This window comes from Providencia sp. PROV189, assembly GCF_028480065.1.
Classification (GTDB): domain Bacteria; phylum Pseudomonadota; class Gammaproteobacteria; order Enterobacterales; family Enterobacteriaceae; genus Providencia; species Providencia stuartii.
The window spans coordinates 41,129-59,311 of record NZ_JAMPOG010000001.1; the positions used below are offsets into that span (position 1 = coordinate 41,129).

The following is an 18,183-nucleotide window of genomic DNA, read 5'->3' on the forward strand; positions in this document are numbered from 1 at the left end:
TGGAACACAAGATAACGTGCAAAAAATAGCGAAATCAGGGCATTAAACTGTAATTGTGATGCAATTAACTGAAGGTATTCGGGCATGCAAAGAGAGAAACTTTCCGCAATGATGGATGGCGAAGTTCTAGATGTAGAACTGTTAAATGCCATTTCATGTGATTCAACGTTACAAAAACGTTGGGAGAGCTATCATCTTATTCGTGATACTCTGCGTAATGACACACCTGATGTCATCAATTTTGACATAGCGGGTAAAGTCGCCGCAGCATTAGAGAATGAAGTTGTGCGTATTAATCCTCAGGTAGTTGTTGAGTCACAGCCTGAACCTGCAACATGGGGCGCGATGCCGTTCTGGCAAAAAATTCGTCCATGGGCAAGTCAAATCACCCAAATTGGTGTTGCAGCATGTGTATCCCTTGCTGTTATCGTTGGGGTGCAGCAGTATAATCAAAGTAATTCAACGGAATCGGTGATTGATGAACCTGTGTTTAACACCGTTCCCGTTGGAGCAGGCGCACCTGTGAGTTTAAATTTCTCTGATGGTCAACTTTTTGGTAACGAGCAACAAATGCAACAAGTTGAGCAACAAAATCAGCGTGTAAATGCAATGCTACAGCAATATGAAATTGAAAGACGTTCAATGCTTAATCAGCAATATCATGATAATGATGATATTACTACAGCACCCGCTGGAGCTAAAGCGCGCTAATGAATAAGTGGTTATCCGTCATCTGCCTGGCGGGCAGCCTGATTTTATCTAATCAAGCTTCGGCATCTCAACAAGATGCCGAAGCTCTCTTTAAAGAGATGGGGAGCGCTGCCCAAAATCTTTCCTACGAAATGTCTTTTATGTCCTTTAGTCCCAGAAGCATCGTGCCTGTCCGTTATCGACATGGGATCATTAATAATGTTCCTGTCTCTCAAATGATCCAAATGGATTCTACGCGGCGTGAAATAGTGCAAAAAGGGGAAAGGATCAGTTATTTTGAACCCGGTTTTGATGCCTTCAGCTTAAATGGGAAGCATATTGTCGATAATTTGCCTTCGGTATTATTTGCTGATTATGACAAAATCAAACCGTACTATAATTTTATCGATGCGGGGCGAACCCATATCGGTGATAAGCCTTCACTCGTCATTCGCATTATTTCTAAAGATAACTCTCGTTTTAATTATGTTCTTCTGATTGATGAAGAAAATAAGTTGCCATTACGGGTCGATCTCTTAGATAACAATAACCAAACGTTAGAACAGTTTCGCGTCATTTCAACAGTGCTAGACAGCAAAACGGTGAATGACTCTCTGGTGAATTTAAGTAAGATTAATTTACCACCGCTGCTAGTCTCCCCTCAGGATAATCGTCCGTCATTTAAATGGCGTGTTGGACTTTTACCTCCTGGGTTTGAAGAAGTCTCTCGTTCAAAACGTAAACTTGCCGAAAATGATGAGGTAGAGAGCGCATTATTTAGTGATGGCTTATTCACTTTTTCGGTTAATGTCACTAAAGCTGAGCAAGGCTTGCCTTTAGAACAACCAGTCCAAAATGGCCGCCGCACAATTTATACAATGACTCAGAAACAAAATGTGATTACCATAATAGGTGAACTGCCGTTATCAACGGCACAGCAAGTCGCTGCAAGCATTCGTTTTCAGGAGTAGATGATGATAAAAGAGTGGGCAACAGTTATTCGTTGGCACCAAGGAAGGGCGTTATTGCGTTATGGGGCTTCTTCTGGGTGTGGTAGCTGTAGCGCGCGCGCGGCATGTGGTTCGTACGCATTGAGTAAAATAGGGCCAAATACCGAACATCAGCTCGAAGTTGACATTGAGCAACCTTTAGTTGTTGGGCAAAAAGTGGAGGTTGGAATTCCTGAAGGGAGTTTGCTGCGCTCTGCTATGCTCGTTTATTTAACCCCGTTGATTGGCCTATTTCTGGTTGCAGCGTTAGTACAATTAGCGGGGTTTGAACAATTCTGGGTTGCTCTTTCTGGTGTCGCTGGTGGCTTTTTAGGCTTCTTTTTAGCGCGTAAAATCGCCTCTTATTGGCGGGATGAGACTGCATTTCAACCAGTTATCTTACAAATAGGCTTACCCCCCAACGAACTGTCAGTTCAAGTTGATTGCTGAGTGAAACCGCCTTGCTTGATAGGCGGTTTGGCGAGTTCAGCGCTCCTATCTAGCAAAAACCCGCATAGTTTACAGTTGTTTTACATTGAACCTTTGTGTTACAGAGATCTTCTATGTAAAATGCAGCTAATTAGTAATCTTGTGATAATCATAGCATTTTAGTTCTGCGATACCTATTTATGCAGAGCTGATTTTGTAGGCAATTTAAAAGAAGATATTACCTTGAAAATCAATAACATAAGAAACTTTTCTATCATTGCTCACATCGACCATGGTAAATCCACGTTGTCTGACCGTATTATTCAGATTTGTGGTGGTTTAACGGACAGAGAAATGGCGGCTCAGGTTCTAGACTCTATGGATTTAGAACGTGAACGCGGAATTACAATCAAAGCGCAAAGTGTGACGCTGGATTATAAGGCCTCCGATGGTGAGACCTATCAATTGAACTTTATCGATACCCCAGGCCACGTTGACTTCTCTTATGAAGTATCACGCTCATTAGCTGCCTGTGAAGGTGCGCTGCTCGTTGTTGATGCTGGGCAAGGGGTTGAAGCTCAAACGCTAGCTAACTGCTATACAGCGATTGAAATGGATCTTGAAGTTGTTCCTGTGTTGAACAAAATCGACTTACCAGCGGCTGATCCTGAACGCGTTGCAGAAGAAATTGAAGATATTGTGGGCATTGATGCGCATGATGCGGTACGTTGCTCGGCAAAAACGGGGATTGGCGTTCAAGATGTTATTGAGCGTTTAGTGCAATCTATCCCTGCGCCAGAAGGTGACGCAGAGGCACCTTTACAGGCGCTTATTATCGACTCATGGTTTGATAATTATTTAGGTGTTGTATCACTTATCCGTATTAAAAACGGTACGTTACGCAAAGGCGATAAAATTAAGGTGATGAGCACGGGCCAAGTGTACAACGCGGATCGTCTTGGTATTTTCACACCAAAACAAATTGATCGCGACTCTCTCAGTTGCGGTGAAGTTGGTTGGTTAGTGTGTGCGATTAAAGATATCACAGGGGCACCTGTCGGGGATACTTTAACGGGCGCTCGTAATCCTGCTGATAAAGCATTACCTGGGTTTAAAAAAGTTAAACCTCAAGTTTATGCAGGTTTATTCCCAGTCAGTTCAGACGATTATGAAGCATTCCGTGATGCACTAGGCAAGTTGAGCTTGAATGATGCGTCACTCTTTTATGAGCCTGAAACCTCTAGTGCTCTTGGCTTCGGATTCCGTTGCGGGTTCCTTGGCCTGCTGCATATGGAGATCATTCAAGAGCGCTTAGAGCGTGAATACAATTTAGATCTGATCACCACGGCTCCGACCGTTGTGTATGAAGTTGTGCAAACGAACGGTGAAATCGTTTATGTCGATAGCCCCGCTAAGTTGCCACCATTGAATAATATCGAAGAGTTGCGTGAGCCAATTGCTGAATGTCACATGCTGATGCCTAAAGAGTATCTTGGCAACGTTATTACACTTTGTGTGGAAAAACGCGGCGTTCAGACAAATATGGTCTATCATGGTAATCAAGTTTCATTAACGTATGATATTCCAATGTCAGAAGTGGTATTGGATTTCTTCGATCGCTTGAAATCAACATCTCGTGGTTATGCTTCTTTGGATTATGCATTTAAGCGTTTCCAAACGTCAGACATGGTTCGTGTTGATGTTATGATCAACGGCGAGCGTGTGGATGCCTTGGCATTGATCACTCACCGAGCTAACTCACAGTATCGTGGTCGTGAATTGGTTGAAAAAATGAAGGATTTAATCCCTCGTCAACAGTTTGATATCGCGATCCAAGCTGCAATTGGTAACCATATTATTGCTCGCTCTACCGTTAAACAATTGCGTAAAAACGTACTGGCTAAATGTTATGGTGGTGATGTTAGCCGTAAGAAGAAACTGTTGCAGAAGCAGAAGGAAGGTAAGAAGCGCATGAAGCAAGTGGGTAATGTTGAATTACCTCAAGAAGCTTTCCTCGCTATTTTGCATGTTGGTAAAGACAACTAAAATTACAAGGAGTCTCAATGGCTAACACCTTTGCCTTGATCCTAACACTGGCGACAGTGATTACGGGGATTATTTGGTGTTTAGATCGCTTTAAATTTTCGCCTGAGCGGAAGAAAAAGCTCAAACATATACAGGAAGTGAGTCAAGGCTCATTAACTCAAGATGAGATGGATAAAGCTGTACGCCGTCCATCGTGGGTTGAAACAGGCTCCTCGATTTTCCCAGTATTAGCGATTGTATTGGTGGTTCGTTCATTTATTTATGAACCCTTTCAAATTCCATCTGGGTCAATGATGCCAACGTTGTTGGTTGGGGATTTTATGCTGGTTGAGAAGTTTGCTTATGGTCTAAAAGATCCCATTACGCAAACGACGTTAATTAAAACGGGAAAACCTGCGCGTGGTGATATTGCCGTATTTAAATATCCAGAAAATCCAACAATTGACTATGTAAAACGGGTTATTGGCTTACCGGGTGATAAAATTGTTTATGATCCAAACGCTAAAGAGCTGACAATTTATCCGAATTGCGCAGATAATAACTGTACGAAACAACTTCCAATAAAATATGGTCCGTTAGCGCCGAGTGAGTGGACCATGTTTTTCAATGTGGAGTCTTTGGTCGATAGCCAAAAAGGTAACTATGAAATTCCTCTTGACGAACCATTGCCAAGAAATGCATTACGTCAATATCAAAGAAGTGAAACTCTCGATACCGTCGAGCACCAGATTTTGATTATTCGTCAGGCCATTACGGAATCTCGTTACATACAGCCTAATATGCCGCCAAATGAGTGGATTGTACCTGAGAAACACTACTTCATGATGGGGGATAACCGAGATAATAGCTCAGACAGCCGTATGTGGGGCTTTGTTCCAGAACAAAATTTGGTTGGTCGCGCTGTATTTATCTGGCTAAGTCTTGAGAAACAAGAAGGTGAATGGCCGACAGGTATTCGCTTTAGCCGAATTGGGCCACTAGGTTCATAAGGTAGATTTATACGGGTTTTCGTGTGAAAACCCGTATAAACCGAAGCATTATTGTTTATCTCAGTGTACAATATAATTTAAATTAATATTTATTGGCTTCTTAATTAACTCTTATCATTTTATTCATTAATAGTGTTATGCTGAATTTTAAGCTTAGTTCTATTATATAAATGAAAGATAAAAGCGTTAAGAGTCAGTGCAAACGCAACAGTTTTGTTTTTTACAGGTCTGTTGCGTGTGCTTTTTTGTCAATCAGAGAAATGGCTGAACGCGCATGAACCCCTCTTTACTTGAGCAATTGCAACGAAAACTTGGTTATAAGTTTAATCAACACGATCTTTTAATTCAGGCGCTTACGCATCGCAGTGCAAACAGTAAGCATAACGAGCGCCTAGAGTTCCTTGGCGATTCTATTTTAAGTTTTGTGATCGCAAATGATTTATATCATCGCTTCCCGAAAGTGGATGAAGGAGATATGAGTCGCATGAGAGCAACGCTAGTGCGCGGAAATACACTGGCGGAAATTGCTCGTGAATTTGAGCTTGGCGAGTGTTTACGTTTAGGGCCAGGCGAACTAAAAAGTGGCGGTTTCCGCCGTGAATCTATCCTCGCTGATACAGTGGAAGCATTGATCGGGGGGATCTTTCTCGATAGTGATATCCAAACAATAGAAAAAATTATTTTAGATTGGTATCAAACTAGGTTGAATGAAATCAGCCCGGGTGACAAGCAAAAGGACCCGAAAACGAGACTACAAGAATATCTACAGGGGCGTCATTTGCCTTTGCCTAACTATATCGTTGTCCAAGTTAAAGGTGAGGCTCATGATCAGGAATTTACTATCCACTGCCAAGTCAGTGGTATTGAACAACCTATTAACGGGGTTGGTTCAAGTCGACGTAAAGCTGAGCAGGCCGCTGCGGAGCAAGCATTGAAAATTTTGGAGATTGAATGAGTGAAAAATTACCCCACTGTGGCTTTGTAGCTATTGTTGGGCGACCAAATGTCGGTAAGTCAACGCTATTAAACCAGCTATTGGGGCAAAAAGTTTCAATTACGTCGAGAAAGCCTCAAACGACGCGCCACCGTATTATGGGGATCCATACTGAAGATGAATATCAAATCATCTATGTGGATACGCCAGGCCTGCATATTGAAGAAAAACGTGCAATCAATCGTTTGATGAACCGTGCAGCTTCAAGTTCAATAGGGGATGTTGAGCTAGTTATTTTTGTCGTAGAAGGCACGAATTGGACTGACGACGATGAAATGGTACTCAACAAATTAAAAGGTCTTCGCTGCCCTGTGATTTTAGCAATTAACAAAATTGATAATGTCACGGATAAAACAGTGCTGTTACCGCATATTGGCTTTGTCAGCCAAAAAATGAACTTTTTGGACGTTGTGCCAATTAGTGCTGAAAAAGGTAAAGGCGTTGATACGATTGCAAAAATTGTTAAGCAGCACATTCCTGAAGCTGAGCATCATTTCCCTGAAGATTATATTACCGATCGCTCTCAGCGATTTATGGCATCAGAAATCATTCGTGAAAAATTGATGCGTTTCTTAGGTGATGAACTTCCTTATTCTGTGACTGTTGAAATTGAGCAGTTCAAAATGATGGAAAGGGGGGGATACCATATCAATGGCTTGATCCTTGTTGAACGTGAAGGCCAAAAGAAAATGGTGATTGGTAATAAAGGTAGTAAGCTTAAAACAATCGGTACGGAAGCCCGCATCGATATGGAAAAGCTGTTTGATACCAAAGTACACCTTGAACTGTGGGTTAAAGTGAAAGCTGGCTGGGCGGATGATGAACGCGCATTACGCAGCTTAGGCTATGTTGATGACCTAAAATAAATTTATTGGTGAAATTGTGAGTGGCTGGCAACGTGCGTTTGTACTCCATTCTAGACCCTTTAGTGAAACGAGCTTATTAGTCGATTTCTTCACTGAGGGGGAAGGCAAAATCCGCTTATTAGCAAAAGGGGCTCGCCGAAACCGTTCACCTTTTAGGGGCTGCTTGCAGCCCTTTACACCTTTGTTAATCCGCTGGGGTGGCAAAGGTGAGATTAAAACATTAACCCATGCAGACCCTATTTCACTCTCATTACCACTAACGGGAACCGTACTTTATAGTGGGTTATATCTCAATGAATTAGTGACGAGAGTCATTGAATTTGGTACTCCGTATTCAGCATTATTCTTTGATTACCTTTCTTGCTTACAATTACTTGCTGCTAGTGAACACACACCTGAAGCTGCGTTACGCCAATTTGAGCTAGCCTTGTTATCCTACCTTGGTTACGGTGTTGATTTTCTTCATTGCGCAGGTAGTGGCGAGCCTGTTTCAGACACAATGACTTACCGTTATCGAGAAGAAAAAGGTTTTATTGGTAGTTTAGTCATCGACCAACTTAGTTTTACTGGTAAACACCTTAAAGCCTTAGCAGCACGCGAATTCCCCGACAGTGACACACTGAGAGCGGCTAAACGCTTTACTCGTATAGCCTTGAAACCCTATTTAGGTGGAAAACCGCTAAAGAGCCGCGAACTATTCCGACAATTTACTAAGCCCCCTGTTGGTAATACACCAAAATCATGAGCTAAGTGTGACCGACAATGGTCAGTATGCCAAATCAAAATCTGCACCACGCCGATATTTTACGAGCCGCTTCTCAAAATCTAATAAGCTTGCTGAAAAAATCGTCAAAATATGGAAAGGCGCTCGAAGCGATAGAGATTTATTCCCACTCAATATTAAATTGCAGTAGGATAGGGGCATTGAGCGTACTTGACTGTATTTATGATAGGGAGTGAAAAATGGCTGAGCTTTTGTTAGGTGTAAACATAGATCATATCGCAACAGTGAGAAATGCACGGGGAACACAGTATCCTGATCCTGTACAAGCCGCATTTGTTGCAGAACAAGCAGGAGCTGATGGTATTACTGTGCATTTGCGAGAAGATCGCCGCCATATTACTGATAGGGATATTGAGCTGCTAAAAGAGACTATTCAAACCAGAATGAACCTTGAAATGGCAGTGACAGAGGAAATGATTAACATTGCATGTCGAGTGAAGCCTGCATTTTGCTGCCTAGTACCTGAAAAGCGTGAAGAGGTCACGACGGAAGGGGGGCTTGATGTGGCGGGGCAATTACCCAAAATTACTGATGCTGTTAAACGCTTGACTGAAGCCGGTATTCAAGTATCTCTGTTTATTGATGCTGATCACACTCAAATTGATGCGGCGCAAGCAGCAGGTGCACCATTTATTGAGATACATACAGGTGCATATGCAGATGCGAAAACGGAGCAAGAACAAGAAATCGAATATCGTCGAATTCGTGATGGCGTAGCTTATGCGGCAGGGAAAGGCCTAAAAGTGAATGCGGGCCATGGTTTAACTTATCATAATGTTCAGCGGATCGCGCTATTACCTGAAATTTATGAATTGAATATCGGGCATGCCATTATTGGGCGAGCGTTATTTAGCGGCCTAGCGAATGCGGTGGCAGATATGAAAAAACTACTCAGAGAAGCGCGTTACTAATGGCAATCGTAGGTCTTGGTACGGATATTGTTGAAATAGCCCGAATAGAAGCGGTGATTAAACGTTCAGCTGACAGCTTAGCGAAACGGATATTGACTGAAAATGAATTTGCGCAGTTTCAACAACAAGCTCAGCCAGCTCGTTTCTTAGCAAAACGTTTTGCGGTTAAAGAGGCGGCAGCTAAGGCGCTCGGTACCGGAATTCGTAATGGATTGGCCTTTAACCAATTTGAAGTCAGTAATGACTCTTTGGGGAAACCGCTACTAACATTGGTGGGGGAGGCTGAAAAACTAGCGCAGCGTATGAACGTAACGCATATTCACGTATCTATTACGGATGAGCGCCATTATGCCGCTGCGACAGTGATTATTGAAAGTGTGTAATTGACACACAATAGGCTCAATAACTCTTCTTATCCAGAGGGCATATTTGATAAGAAGAGGATGATACCTCGCCGTTATGCGGCGGGGGTAATCAACACTCAGCGATAGCGCTGGGTCGTGAGTAAGTGTCAGGGAACAGGTAGAAAGTGCTAATAGGCTAAATTTTATCAGCATGATGGATCATGACAAACTTATCCCATAATTGTTCTTGTGTTTCAATATGTTGTGGGTCTGTGATAATCGTATTGTTGATAGGGCAAACCGATTGACAGGTCGGTTTATCATAGTGGCCGACACATTCAGTGCAGAGATCTGCATCGATTTCATAAATTTCGTCACCCATATAGATAGCATTATTAGGGCATTCGGGTTCGCACATATCGCAATTGATACATTTTTTAGTAATTAATAGTGCCATTTCAATCAGTTAAATCTGTTACCATAAATAATTCTAATGAGGTGACTAATTCTACACGGAAATAGGGAAATTAAATACTAATTCTATCAATTTCACCTAACATCTTCTTTTTATGTTAAAAAATTGTATTATTTATTATGCATAACTGGAAAAGGGATAAGCGTGGCTATAATTTCCATAGCAAAGATAATAAACATTATTCAATATGATAACATTTATTATTATGTGCTAAATAGAATGTGTATTAGTAATATTATCTTAGAGAGTATGAGCTATCTCTATTTAATAGGGAAAAATAGAATAAACACATCGAAGTCGATTGTATTAAGTTAGCCTGTTTTTTAGATATACAATTTTTTGTATTATTTAGTGTTCTTTGTTATGTGTCATTAGTTTATTATGGATTAAAGGTTTGGCATTACAGTGACTATAAATTTTAGACGGTGGGGTTTTGTTATTTATCGGGTTAATTAATATTGAAAACGCTGACTGTAAGGCTTATCTAAAATTATCTTATTTAGTGTGGTTGCTTTAATCTTATATAAGAGATAACTATTAAAATAAAGGATTGGGGTTACCAATCCTTAAAAGGAACTCTTTAGCTATCAAACACTATTATTTTACAATTACGACAGAGAATGATTCCCAATTTTTTGATTTTTCATACTGGTAGTAATAGTATAAAATGCCGTTGATAACGAAGAACGACGCTGTTCTAATTTGCATGCCGTTAGCGTTAAAAGTAAAGTCGTAAACATTTTCAAGATTGCCATTATCTAAAACAACAAAGAATTGAATGGTCTTTTCTTCTAAATTATAACCATAAATATACTGTTTATTCAGCGTTAAATCTTGTACATATTGTAGATTGCTAAGGTAGCTGTTTAATTTCCCTTTATGGATAGGAGCACTTGTATCAATAATCCCTTTATCACTAACATTATAAATAAAGTAGGCCTTATCTTGGGGAGTATGGCCTAAGAAGAATATTTTTTTTGCAGCAGTGTAGACAAGCGTGGTTGGGTAAAACTGTTCAAATATACCCGCTTGAATACCTGATTGGATCAGAGACATATCAGCTCCTTTATTTATTAGTAAGTTAAATTGTTTATAAGCACTTTGATATTATGAAAATAAGGCATATTTAAAAATAATCATTATTATTAGCTTATTTCATATTTTTAAATGTTATGGTAATAATTGAATTTATAAATATTCACAACTGGTTAAGATTGTGATAGTAATAAGAAAAAAATGGTTAAGGTTTTCATTATGTTTGAAAGTTTTGGTGTTTTGAATTTCTGGACTTATATGGCAGGGTTGATTTTTATCATCATAGTGCCGGGACCAAATTCATTATATGTTTTAAAATCAAGTACATCTCATGGTACTCAAGCAGGGTATCGGGCAGCATTAGGCGTATTTACCGGTGATGCAATACTCATTTTTCTCTCATTTATTGGGGTTGCGTCAGTGATAAAAGCGTCACCTACACTTTTTATGGTCGTAAGGTATTTAGGCGCGGCGTACCTGTTGTACTTAGGTTGCAAAATTCTTTATGCGACTTTTAAGCAAAAAAAATTAGCAAGTTCAGATGCTGAGCCGATGGTGGTTAAATCAGAGAAAATTTTTACGCGTGCGTTGATCCTAAGCTTAACTAATCCAAAAGCGATTCTATTTTATATCTCCTTTTTTATTCAATTTATTGACTTTAATTACTCGCACGCTTGGGTTCCATATCTGGTGCTCGCGTCTATTTTGGAGCTTGTCAGCTTTATTTATCTTAGTCTGCTGATTTTTAGTGGTTATCTTATCGCGCGTTTTTTACGTGAAAAACAAATATTGGCTAAATTGGGTAACTGTGCAGTAGGAAGCTTTTTTATGGGGTTTGCTGCAAAATTAGCGATTTTTAGTAATTAAGGCGAGATTTTGCCTTGTTCACACTGTTGTCTATTTATCAGTTATCGTGGCATATCAAAACCACGGTAACTTCCTCTCTATGCAGTGATTGATAAATTTCCTCATTACCGCCCTACAGCAACTCAAATAATTTACGGTATAATCTATTTAAATAGATAGATTAGAGGTTGCTGTGACACAAGCCGAAGTTGATGAGTTCTGGATGAAGCGCGCTTTAGAATTGGCGAAAAATGCTCAAGATGCAGGAGAAATACCTGTTGGTGCTCTATTAGTGAAAGATAATCAATTAATTGCATCGGGTTGGAATCGTTCAATCGAAAGTCATGATCCTACAGCTCACGCAGAAATAATGGTGTTACAGCAAGGTGGTCGTGCGCTTAGTAATTACCGATTATTAGACACAACACTTTATGTAACGTTGGAGCCGTGCATTATGTGTGCTGGCGCATTAGTACATAGTCGAATAGGGCGTTTAGTCTATGGGGCGAGAGACTTTAAAACCGGTGCTTGCGGTTCATTTATTAATATCTTAGAGCGCCCCGGATTAAATCATTATGTGGATGTAAAGGGCGGGGTTTTAGAAGAAACCTGCTCAGCGATGTTAAGTAATTTTTTTAAAATGCGTAGAGCACAAAAGAAAGCGCAGAAACAGATGTTGGCGCAAACAGAAGGTGAGTGCGGAGGATGTCAGCAGCAAAAATCACCTTAATCCCTCTTTCATTCTGATTAGCTATGATTAAGTTTCTAATTATTTGTTGTTACTGGCTCTGTAGGCTCCTTGGCATGGGAGCCTTCTTGTGTATGGGGTGAAAGAAAATATTGCCCCAAAGTGAGCGTATCCTTCGGGGGAATAGCGGGTAACTTCTGCTGTACTGGAGCAGATTGAACGTGTTTTAGGCTAACCTTTTCTTGGTGGGGATTTTGTGTTGAAGATGCTTGTGGTGCGTTTGAGGTCACATCATCCTGTTTTGCGGTGTCTGCATTTTCAACAGCCTGCTTCTGCTCGTTAGGCGTTGTAAGAGGCGGAAATAAAATGAGCGATTTTTCCGCAATCGCTAGTGCACGCTGTTTTTTATCTTGGTTTTGTAAATACCCAACCAAACTTTGATGGTAGCGGCGAATATTTTCAACATAGCGGTAGGCTTCGTGACCCCGTGCGTAACCATAGTTAAGTTGAGAATAATATTTTTTTTGTGTTAGAAGAGGTAACCTTGATTTCACATCTAGCCAGCGGTCAGGATCACCTCCTTGCATTTCAGTTAGCTTTCTAACATCTTGCATGTGGCCATAGCCCATATTATAGGCGGCTAAAGCAAACCAAATTCTATCGTCATCAGCAATGGATACTGGCAGGCGCTGCATCAGATATTCGAGATAGGCAGCTCCTCCTTTAATACTCTCCTCAGCGTCTAACCTATCAGCGACACCCATGGTTTCCGCCGTTGGTTTTGTAAGCATCATTAGTCCACGTACACCTGTTGGTGAGGTAGCCAAAGGATCCCAATGGGATTCTTGCCATGCAATAGCGGCTAAGAGTTTCCAATCAAGGGTCGTGGCATATTTTTCAAATAGTGGCTGATAATTGGGCAGTTTTTTGTTGATAGCGTTAATAAATGAAATGGTATCAAAATAATCGAATGAACTAACGTGACTGAAATATTTTTCATCAAGTCTTGCGAGTAAGTCTATTTCATTACTGACATTGAAAAAGTCGAGAAGGGCAGCGTTTAGGCTATCGTCATTAAGACGTTTCATATACCAAGTAATGGCGTGATCATCGACTAAATCGAATCCAACAGCAATTTCTGGATGAATGCGTTGTTGGAGGGCAACGGAAATTGAATCTTCGAGTGTATAGTCAATCAGCCCTTCGGCAACCATTTCTAACAATTGATTGGTTGTGTATTCGGTAGTTTCTTGCCAAGTCAGCTCTGGGTATTTACCGGCTAATGATTTGAGGGTGCTAGCGTGTGCAGAGCCTGCCATAACCACCAATTTTCCTTTAATATCATTAAAGCTCTTAGGGCGAGTAGAACCTTTTCGGTAGACCAATTGCTGTGTCACATTTAGGTAGCTTGGCCCAGTTTTCATTTTTTGTAATCTATCTTTATTATAGAGCAGACCAGCAACCCCGATATCTGCATTCCCCTCTTCAATATCATCAAAAATAAGCTCGACGGTGGGTCTCATGGTGATGATTAGTTTTACGCCGAGGTAATCGGCAAAGCTTTGTACAAGCTCATAATCAAAACCATGCAGATTCGCTTCATCGTCAAGATAAATCAGGGGGGAGCTAATCGCGCTGACTCGCAATTCACCTCGAGAGAGGATTTGATTGAGTTGATTATTTTGTGTATTGGGCCAGCGGAGATTCAGTCCGATAATCATGGCCGCAACAAGCGCAATAATCCCAATAATGAAATAATTAACCTTGATGTTATTCAAAAAAAATATCTCGTATGTATACCCTTTATACTTCAAGTCCAGATTGCTTTGCACTGTTTAGCAATCGAAGCTGCTATCCAAGCGAGTCAATAGATGAATGTTGCTATCTCTCAATCGCCCAGAAAATTGTGGGTGTTTGTATGCCGGTGTTGTAATAAAAATTGTTATAAGTAATGGTTATATTTCCAGTGTTTGGACATTTTGCTCAACAATTATGATCCGTGCAACCAATATTGTGCTATTTCGTTCCTAATAATTTTTAACGGTTTGCTTTATTTTTAGTCACGCAAACGGTTTCGTATTGATTCGCATTGCTCTATAATGTGTTCCGGTTCCCCTGCTTTTATGATCAGGGCTGGCGTTTAAATGAGAGAATTTAAGACTATGGAAATTTTGCGTGGTTCACCTGCTCTATCAGCATTTCGTATTGCTCGCCTGTTGGCGTTGTTTGCTGAAAAACAGCTTCCTGTTACGGATATTTATGCTGAATATATGCACTTTGCTGAACTATCAGCGCCTTTAAGTGAAAGCGAGCAAGGCAAACTGCGTAGTTTGCTGAAATACGGTCCTTCTCTCGCGGAGCACGAGCCTTTTGGTAAACTCATATTAGTGACACCACGCCCAGGAACAATTTCTCCTTGGTCATCTAAAGCGACAGATATTGCTCACAATTGTGGTTTATCTCAGGTCGAAAGAATTGAACGTGGTATTGCTTACTATGTGCAAGCCGATTCACTATCACAAGCACAGTGGCTAGACGTTGCAGCGCTACTACATGACCGCATGATGGAGAGTGTTTTTGGCTCTTTTGAGCAAGCTGAGGCACTGTTTGTTCATCATCAACCCGCACCAATGAAAGTTATTGATATCAGTCGTCATGGCCGAACTGCCCTCGAAAAAGCTAACGTAGAAATGGGGTTAGCACTTGCTGATGATGAAATTGATTACCTTCTAAATGCATTCACTGAGTTAAAACGCAACCCAACGGATGTTGAACTGTATATGTTTGCACAGGCAAACTCAGAACACTGCCGCCATAAAATTTTTAATGCAGATTGGATCATTGATGGTGAAAAACAGCCTAAATCGCTGTTTAAAATGATTAAAAACACCTTTGAAACGACGCCAGACTATGTGTTATCTGCTTATAAAGATAATGCGGCAGTGATGGAAGGATCTTCCGTGGGGCGTTTCTTCCCAGAATCAGATAGCCGTACTTATCGTTATCATCAAGAAGATGCTCATATTTTGATGAAAGTCGAAACACATAACCACCCTACAGCGATCTCTCCATGGCCGGGGGCAGCAACGGGCTCGGGCGGTGAAATTCGTGATGAAGGGGCGACAGGGCGCGGTGCCAAACCGAAAGCAGGTTTAGTTGGTTTCTCAGTATCGAATTTACGTATCCCTGGGTTTGAGCAGCCATGGGAAGAAGATTTCGGCAAACCGGAACGTATCGTTACCGCTCTCGATATTATGCTAGAAGGGCCATTAGGTGGCGCGGCGTTTAATAACGAATTTGGTCGCCCAGCACTATTAGGTTACTTCCGTACCTATGAAGAAAAAGTTAACAGTCATAACGGTGAAGAGCTACGCGGCTATCATAAACCTATTATGTTAGCTGGAGGGATTGGCAATATCAGGGCGGATCACGTGCAAAAAGGTGAGATCCCTGTTGGAGCAAAACTCATCGTCCTTGGTGGGCCATCAATGAATATCGGTCTTGGTGGTGGTGCCGCATCTTCTATGGCTTCTGGTCAATCAGATGCTGATCTGGATTTTGCATCAGTGCAGCGTGATAACCCAGAAATGGAGCGACGTTGCCAAGAGGTTATTGATAATTGTTGGCAGTTGGGTGAGAACAACCCCATTTTATTTATCCATGATGTGGGAGCGGGTGGCTTATCGAATGCCATGCCTGAATTAGTGAGTGATGGGGGCCGTGGTGGTTGCTTTGAACTGCGCAAAATTCTGAATGATGAGCCTGGAATGAGCCCATTAGAAGTATGGTGTAATGAGTCTCAAGAGCGTTACGTCTTAGCCGTTGCTCCAGAACAAATGGCTCTATTTACGGCAATTTGTGAGCGTGAGCGTGCTCCTTTTGCAGTAATTGGTGAAGCAACCGAACAGCGTGAATTAGTTTTAAAAGATGCGCATTTTAATAATCAACCTATTGATATGCCTCTTGATGTGCTGTTAGGTAAAACCCCTAAAATGTTGCGTGATGTGAATACATTAAAGGCACAACCAGGGGCGTTAGATAGAACGTCTATCCATTTAAATGAAGCAGTAAAACGCGTGTTGCATCTTCCAGCCGTCGCGGAAAAAACATTTTTAATTACTATTGGTGACCGTACAGTGACTGGTATGGTTGTGCGTGATCAGATGGTTGGGCCTTGGCAGATCCCTGTCGCGGACTGCGCGGTCACAACAGCGAGTCTTGATAGCTACTATGGCGAGGCTATGTCAATTGGTGAAAGAACCCCTGTTGCATTGTTAGACTTCGCCGCTTCTGCCCGTATGGCGGTAGGGGAAGCATTAACTAATATTGCTAGCGCATATGTGCAAGATCTAAAACGAGTAAAACTTTCAGCTAACTGGATGGCGGCGGCGGGGCATCCCGGGGAAGATGCAGGTCTGTATGAAGCTGTGAAAGCGGTAGGCGAAGAACTGTGTCCTGCTTTAGGGTTGACTATCCCTGTTGGTAAAGATTCGATGTCAATGAAAACACGTTGGCAAGATAATGGTGAAGAGCGTGAAATGACATCACCACTATCACTGATTATTAGCGCATTCGGTCGTGTTGAAGATGTGCGTTTGACGGTGACACCTGAATTAAAAACGGACGTTGACTCTGCCTTAATGTTAATCGATCTTGGTCAAGGGCATAATGCTTTAGGCGGCTCGGCTCTTGCGCAAGTTTACCGTCAGTTAGGTAATAAAGCACCGGATGTGCGCGACCCTAAATTACTATCTGGTTTCTTTGCCGCTATCCAACGCTTATTGTCAGAGCAAAAACTGCTAGCATACCATGACCGCTCTGATGGTGGTCTGTTCGTGACATTAGCTGAGATGGCATTTGCAGGCCATTGCGGTATTAATGTTGATATTAGCGAATTTGATGAAGATATTCTCGCCGCGCTGTTTAATGAAGAGTTGGGCGCCGTTATCCAAATTAAACAGCAAGATAAGCAATATGTTGAAAATTGCTTTGCTGAAGCGGGTTTAGGTGAATGTTTACATTATCTAGGTACGGTCACCCAAGAAGATGCATTAGTGATTAATAGTCGTGATACTGTTGTTTATCAGGAATCTCGCAGTACATTACGTGAGTGGTGGGCTGAGACAACATGGCAGATGCAACGCTTACGTGATAATGAGGCGTGTGCAGATGAAGAGCATAAAGCGAAGTTGGATAGCCAAGACCCTGGTCTAAATACTCAGCTTACTTTCGATATTGCAGAGGATATCGCAGCACCTTATATCCTGTCTGGTGTACGCCCTAAAGTTGCGGTGTTGCGCGAACAAGGTGTTAACTCTCATGTGGAAATGGCAGCTGCTTTTGACCGTGCTGGTTTTGATGCGGTTGATGTCCATATGAGTGATCTGCTCGCGGGGCATCTATCATTGGCAGGCTTCCAAACCTTAGTTGCATGTGGTGGCTTCTCATACGGTGACGTATTAGGTGCTGGGGAAGGTTGGGCAAAATCAATCCTGTTTAACAACCAAGTACGTGATGAATTTGCTGCTTTCTTTGCTCGTCAAGATACATTATCCCTTGGCGTGTGTAATGGTTGTCAAATGATGTCCAATTTATATGAGTTGATCCCAGGAGCAGAACTGTGGCCTCGTTTTGTACGCAATCGCTCAGAACGATTTGAAGCGCGCTTTAGTTTGGTCGAGGTAGCTAAGAGCCCTTCCTTATTGCTTCAAGATATGGTCGGTTCACGCATGCCGATTGCGGTATCTCATGGTGAAGGTTTGGTTGAGGCGCGTAATCCTGCCCATATTCAGCAATTGGAAAATCATTCATTAGTAGCACTGCGCTTTGTGAATAACTATGGGCAGGTCACAGAGCAATACCCTGCTAACCCTAATGGCTCAGTGAATGGTATTACTTCGGTGACATCAATGGATGGCCGCGCAACAATTATGATGCCGCATCCTGAGCGTGTATTCCGTACTGTAAGTCACTCTTGGCACCCAGAAAATTGGGGGGAAGATGGCCCATGGATGCGTATTTTCCGTAATGCGCGTAAGCAATTAGGCTAAGTAGCCTGAATCTGATAGCCCCGTAATACGGGGCTATTTTTTCGTCG

16 protein-coding genes are annotated in these 18,183 nt (G+C 41.7%); 13 read left to right on the top strand and 3 right to left on the bottom strand.

Annotation, left to right across the window (positions count from 1 at the left end; translation table 11 throughout):
* Positions 1–84: 84 nt before the first annotated feature.
* The 10 genes from rseA (at position 85) to acpS (ending at position 9,081) form a co-directional block, all read left to right on the top strand.
* Positions 85–711: an anti-sigma-E factor RseA gene (gene rseA, locus PR833_RS00205; RefSeq protein ID WP_014656335.1), complete on the top strand. Its 627-nt coding sequence runs from the start codon at positions 85–87 to the stop codon at positions 709–711.
* Complete coding sequence (gene rseB, locus PR833_RS00210; RefSeq protein WP_004921489.1) at positions 711–1,661, top strand: sigma-E factor regulatory protein RseB; 951 nt, start codon at positions 711–713, stop codon at positions 1,659–1,661. Before rseA ends, rseB begins: the two co-directional genes overlap by 1 nt.
* Positions 1,662–1,664: 3 nt before the next feature.
* A complete protein-coding gene (rseC, locus tag PR833_RS00215; protein WP_072502999.1) occupies positions 1,665–2,129 on the top strand; it encodes a SoxR-reducing system protein RseC in 465 nt (154 codons plus the stop codon).
* Between the two features lie 228 nt (positions 2,130–2,357).
* The gene (lepA, locus tag PR833_RS00220; protein ID WP_036943946.1) at positions 2,358–4,154 is read left to right on the top strand and encodes a translation elongation factor 4; all 1,797 of its coding nucleotides are present in this window, start codon (positions 2,358–2,360) and stop codon (positions 4,152–4,154) included.
* A gap of 17 nt (positions 4,155–4,171) precedes the next feature.
* Positions 4,172–5,143: a signal peptidase I gene (lepB, locus tag PR833_RS00225; RefSeq protein WP_004921482.1), complete on the top strand. Its 972-nt coding sequence runs from the start codon at positions 4,172–4,174 to the stop codon at positions 5,141–5,143.
* Positions 5,144–5,417: 274 nt separating this feature from the next.
* The gene (rnc, locus tag PR833_RS00230) at positions 5,418–6,098 is read left to right on the top strand and encodes a ribonuclease III (protein ID WP_004921478.1); all 681 of its coding nucleotides are present in this window, start codon (positions 5,418–5,420) and stop codon (positions 6,096–6,098) included.
* On the top strand, positions 6,095–7,003 hold the full coding sequence (gene era / locus PR833_RS00235) for a GTPase Era (protein ID WP_004921475.1): 909 nt from the start codon (positions 6,095–6,097) through the stop codon (positions 7,001–7,003). The genes rnc and era overlap by 4 nt, the downstream gene beginning before the upstream one ends.
* Positions 7,004–7,019: 16 nt before the next feature.
* Entirely contained in the window at positions 7,020–7,748 is a 729-nt protein-coding gene (gene recO, locus PR833_RS00240) for a DNA repair protein RecO (RefSeq protein ID WP_004921473.1), read from the top strand.
* A 218-nt stretch (positions 7,749–7,966) separates the two neighbouring features.
* Positions 7,967–8,698: a pyridoxine 5'-phosphate synthase gene (gene pdxJ / locus PR833_RS00245; RefSeq protein ID WP_004921469.1), complete on the top strand. Its 732-nt coding sequence runs from the start codon at positions 7,967–7,969 to the stop codon at positions 8,696–8,698.
* Positions 8,698–9,081, top strand: coding sequence for a holo-ACP synthase (acpS, locus tag PR833_RS00250; RefSeq protein ID WP_004921465.1), 384 nt, complete (start codon positions 8,698–8,700; stop codon positions 9,079–9,081). Before pdxJ ends, acpS begins: the two co-directional genes overlap by 1 nt.
* Before the next feature lie 157 nt (positions 9,082–9,238).
* On the opposite strand, the gene PR833_RS00255 is transcribed toward acpS, so the two are convergent.
* Both PR833_RS00255 and PR833_RS00260 read right to left on the bottom strand, forming a co-directional pair.
* Positions 9,239–9,499 carry a YfhL family 4Fe-4S dicluster ferredoxin gene (locus PR833_RS00255; protein WP_004921463.1) on the bottom strand — a complete coding sequence of 87 codons (261 nt, stop codon included), beginning with the start codon at positions 9,497–9,499 and terminating at the stop codon, positions 9,239–9,241.
* A gap of 615 nt (positions 9,500–10,114) precedes the next feature.
* Positions 10,115–10,573, bottom strand: a complete 459-nt coding sequence (locus tag PR833_RS00260; protein WP_004921460.1) for a hypothetical protein — start codon at positions 10,571–10,573, stop codon at positions 10,115–10,117.
* 198 nt (positions 10,574–10,771) lie between these two features.
* Here PR833_RS00260 and leuE point away from each other — a divergent pair, with 198 nt between their 5' ends.
* Entirely contained in the window at positions 10,772–11,419 is a 648-nt protein-coding gene (leuE, locus tag PR833_RS00265) for a leucine efflux protein LeuE (protein WP_072502418.1), read from the top strand.
* A gap of 172 nt (positions 11,420–11,591) precedes the next feature.
* Entirely contained in the window at positions 11,592–12,128 is a 537-nt protein-coding gene (tadA, locus tag PR833_RS00270) for a tRNA adenosine(34) deaminase TadA (RefSeq protein WP_004921454.1), read from the top strand.
* A gap of 35 nt (positions 12,129–12,163) precedes the next feature.
* On the opposite strand, the gene mltF is transcribed toward tadA, so the two are convergent.
* Entirely contained in the window at positions 12,164–13,807 is a 1,644-nt protein-coding gene (mltF, locus tag PR833_RS00275) for a membrane-bound lytic murein transglycosylase MltF (RefSeq protein ID WP_230089727.1), read from the bottom strand.
* A gap of 441 nt (positions 13,808–14,248) precedes the next feature.
* Here mltF and purL point away from each other — a divergent pair, with 441 nt between their 5' ends.
* Positions 14,249–18,136 (top strand): phosphoribosylformylglycinamidine synthase, encoded by a 3,888-nt coding sequence (gene purL, locus PR833_RS00280; RefSeq protein ID WP_272525797.1) that lies wholly within the window; start codon positions 14,249–14,251, stop codon positions 18,134–18,136.
* The last annotated feature ends 47 nt before the right edge of the window (positions 18,137–18,183 follow it).

Coding starts and splice junctions, on each gene's coding strand:
- rseA (WP_014656335.1), top strand. CDS start 85: ATGCAAAGAGAGAAACTTTCCGCAATGATGGATGGCGAAGTTCTAGAT.
- rseB (WP_004921489.1), top strand. CDS start 711: ATGAATAAGTGGTTATCCGTCATCTGCCTGGCGGGCAGCCTGATTTTA.
- rseC (WP_072502999.1), top strand. CDS start 1,665: ATGATAAAAGAGTGGGCAACAGTTATTCGTTGGCACCAAGGAAGGGCG.
- lepB (WP_004921482.1), top strand. CDS start 4,172: ATGGCTAACACCTTTGCCTTGATCCTAACACTGGCGACAGTGATTACG.
- rnc (WP_004921478.1), top strand. CDS start 5,418: ATGAACCCCTCTTTACTTGAGCAATTGCAACGAAAACTTGGTTATAAG.
- era (WP_004921475.1), top strand. CDS start 6,095: ATGAGTGAAAAATTACCCCACTGTGGCTTTGTAGCTATTGTTGGGCGA.
- pdxJ (WP_004921469.1), top strand. CDS start 7,967: ATGGCTGAGCTTTTGTTAGGTGTAAACATAGATCATATCGCAACAGTG.
- acpS (WP_004921465.1), top strand. CDS start 8,698: ATGGCAATCGTAGGTCTTGGTACGGATATTGTTGAAATAGCCCGAATA.
- PR833_RS00255 (WP_004921463.1), bottom strand. CDS start 9,499: ATGGCACTATTAATTACTAAAAAATGTATCAATTGCGATATGTGCGAA.
- PR833_RS00260 (WP_004921460.1), bottom strand. CDS start 10,573: ATGTCTCTGATCCAATCAGGTATTCAAGCGGGTATATTTGAACAGTTT.
- leuE (WP_072502418.1), top strand. CDS start 10,772: ATGTTTGAAAGTTTTGGTGTTTTGAATTTCTGGACTTATATGGCAGGG.
- mltF (WP_230089727.1), bottom strand. CDS start 13,807: ATGATTATCGGACTGAATCTCCGCTGGCCCAATACACAAAATAATCAA.
- purL (WP_272525797.1), top strand. CDS start 14,249: ATGGAAATTTTGCGTGGTTCACCTGCTCTATCAGCATTTCGTATTGCT.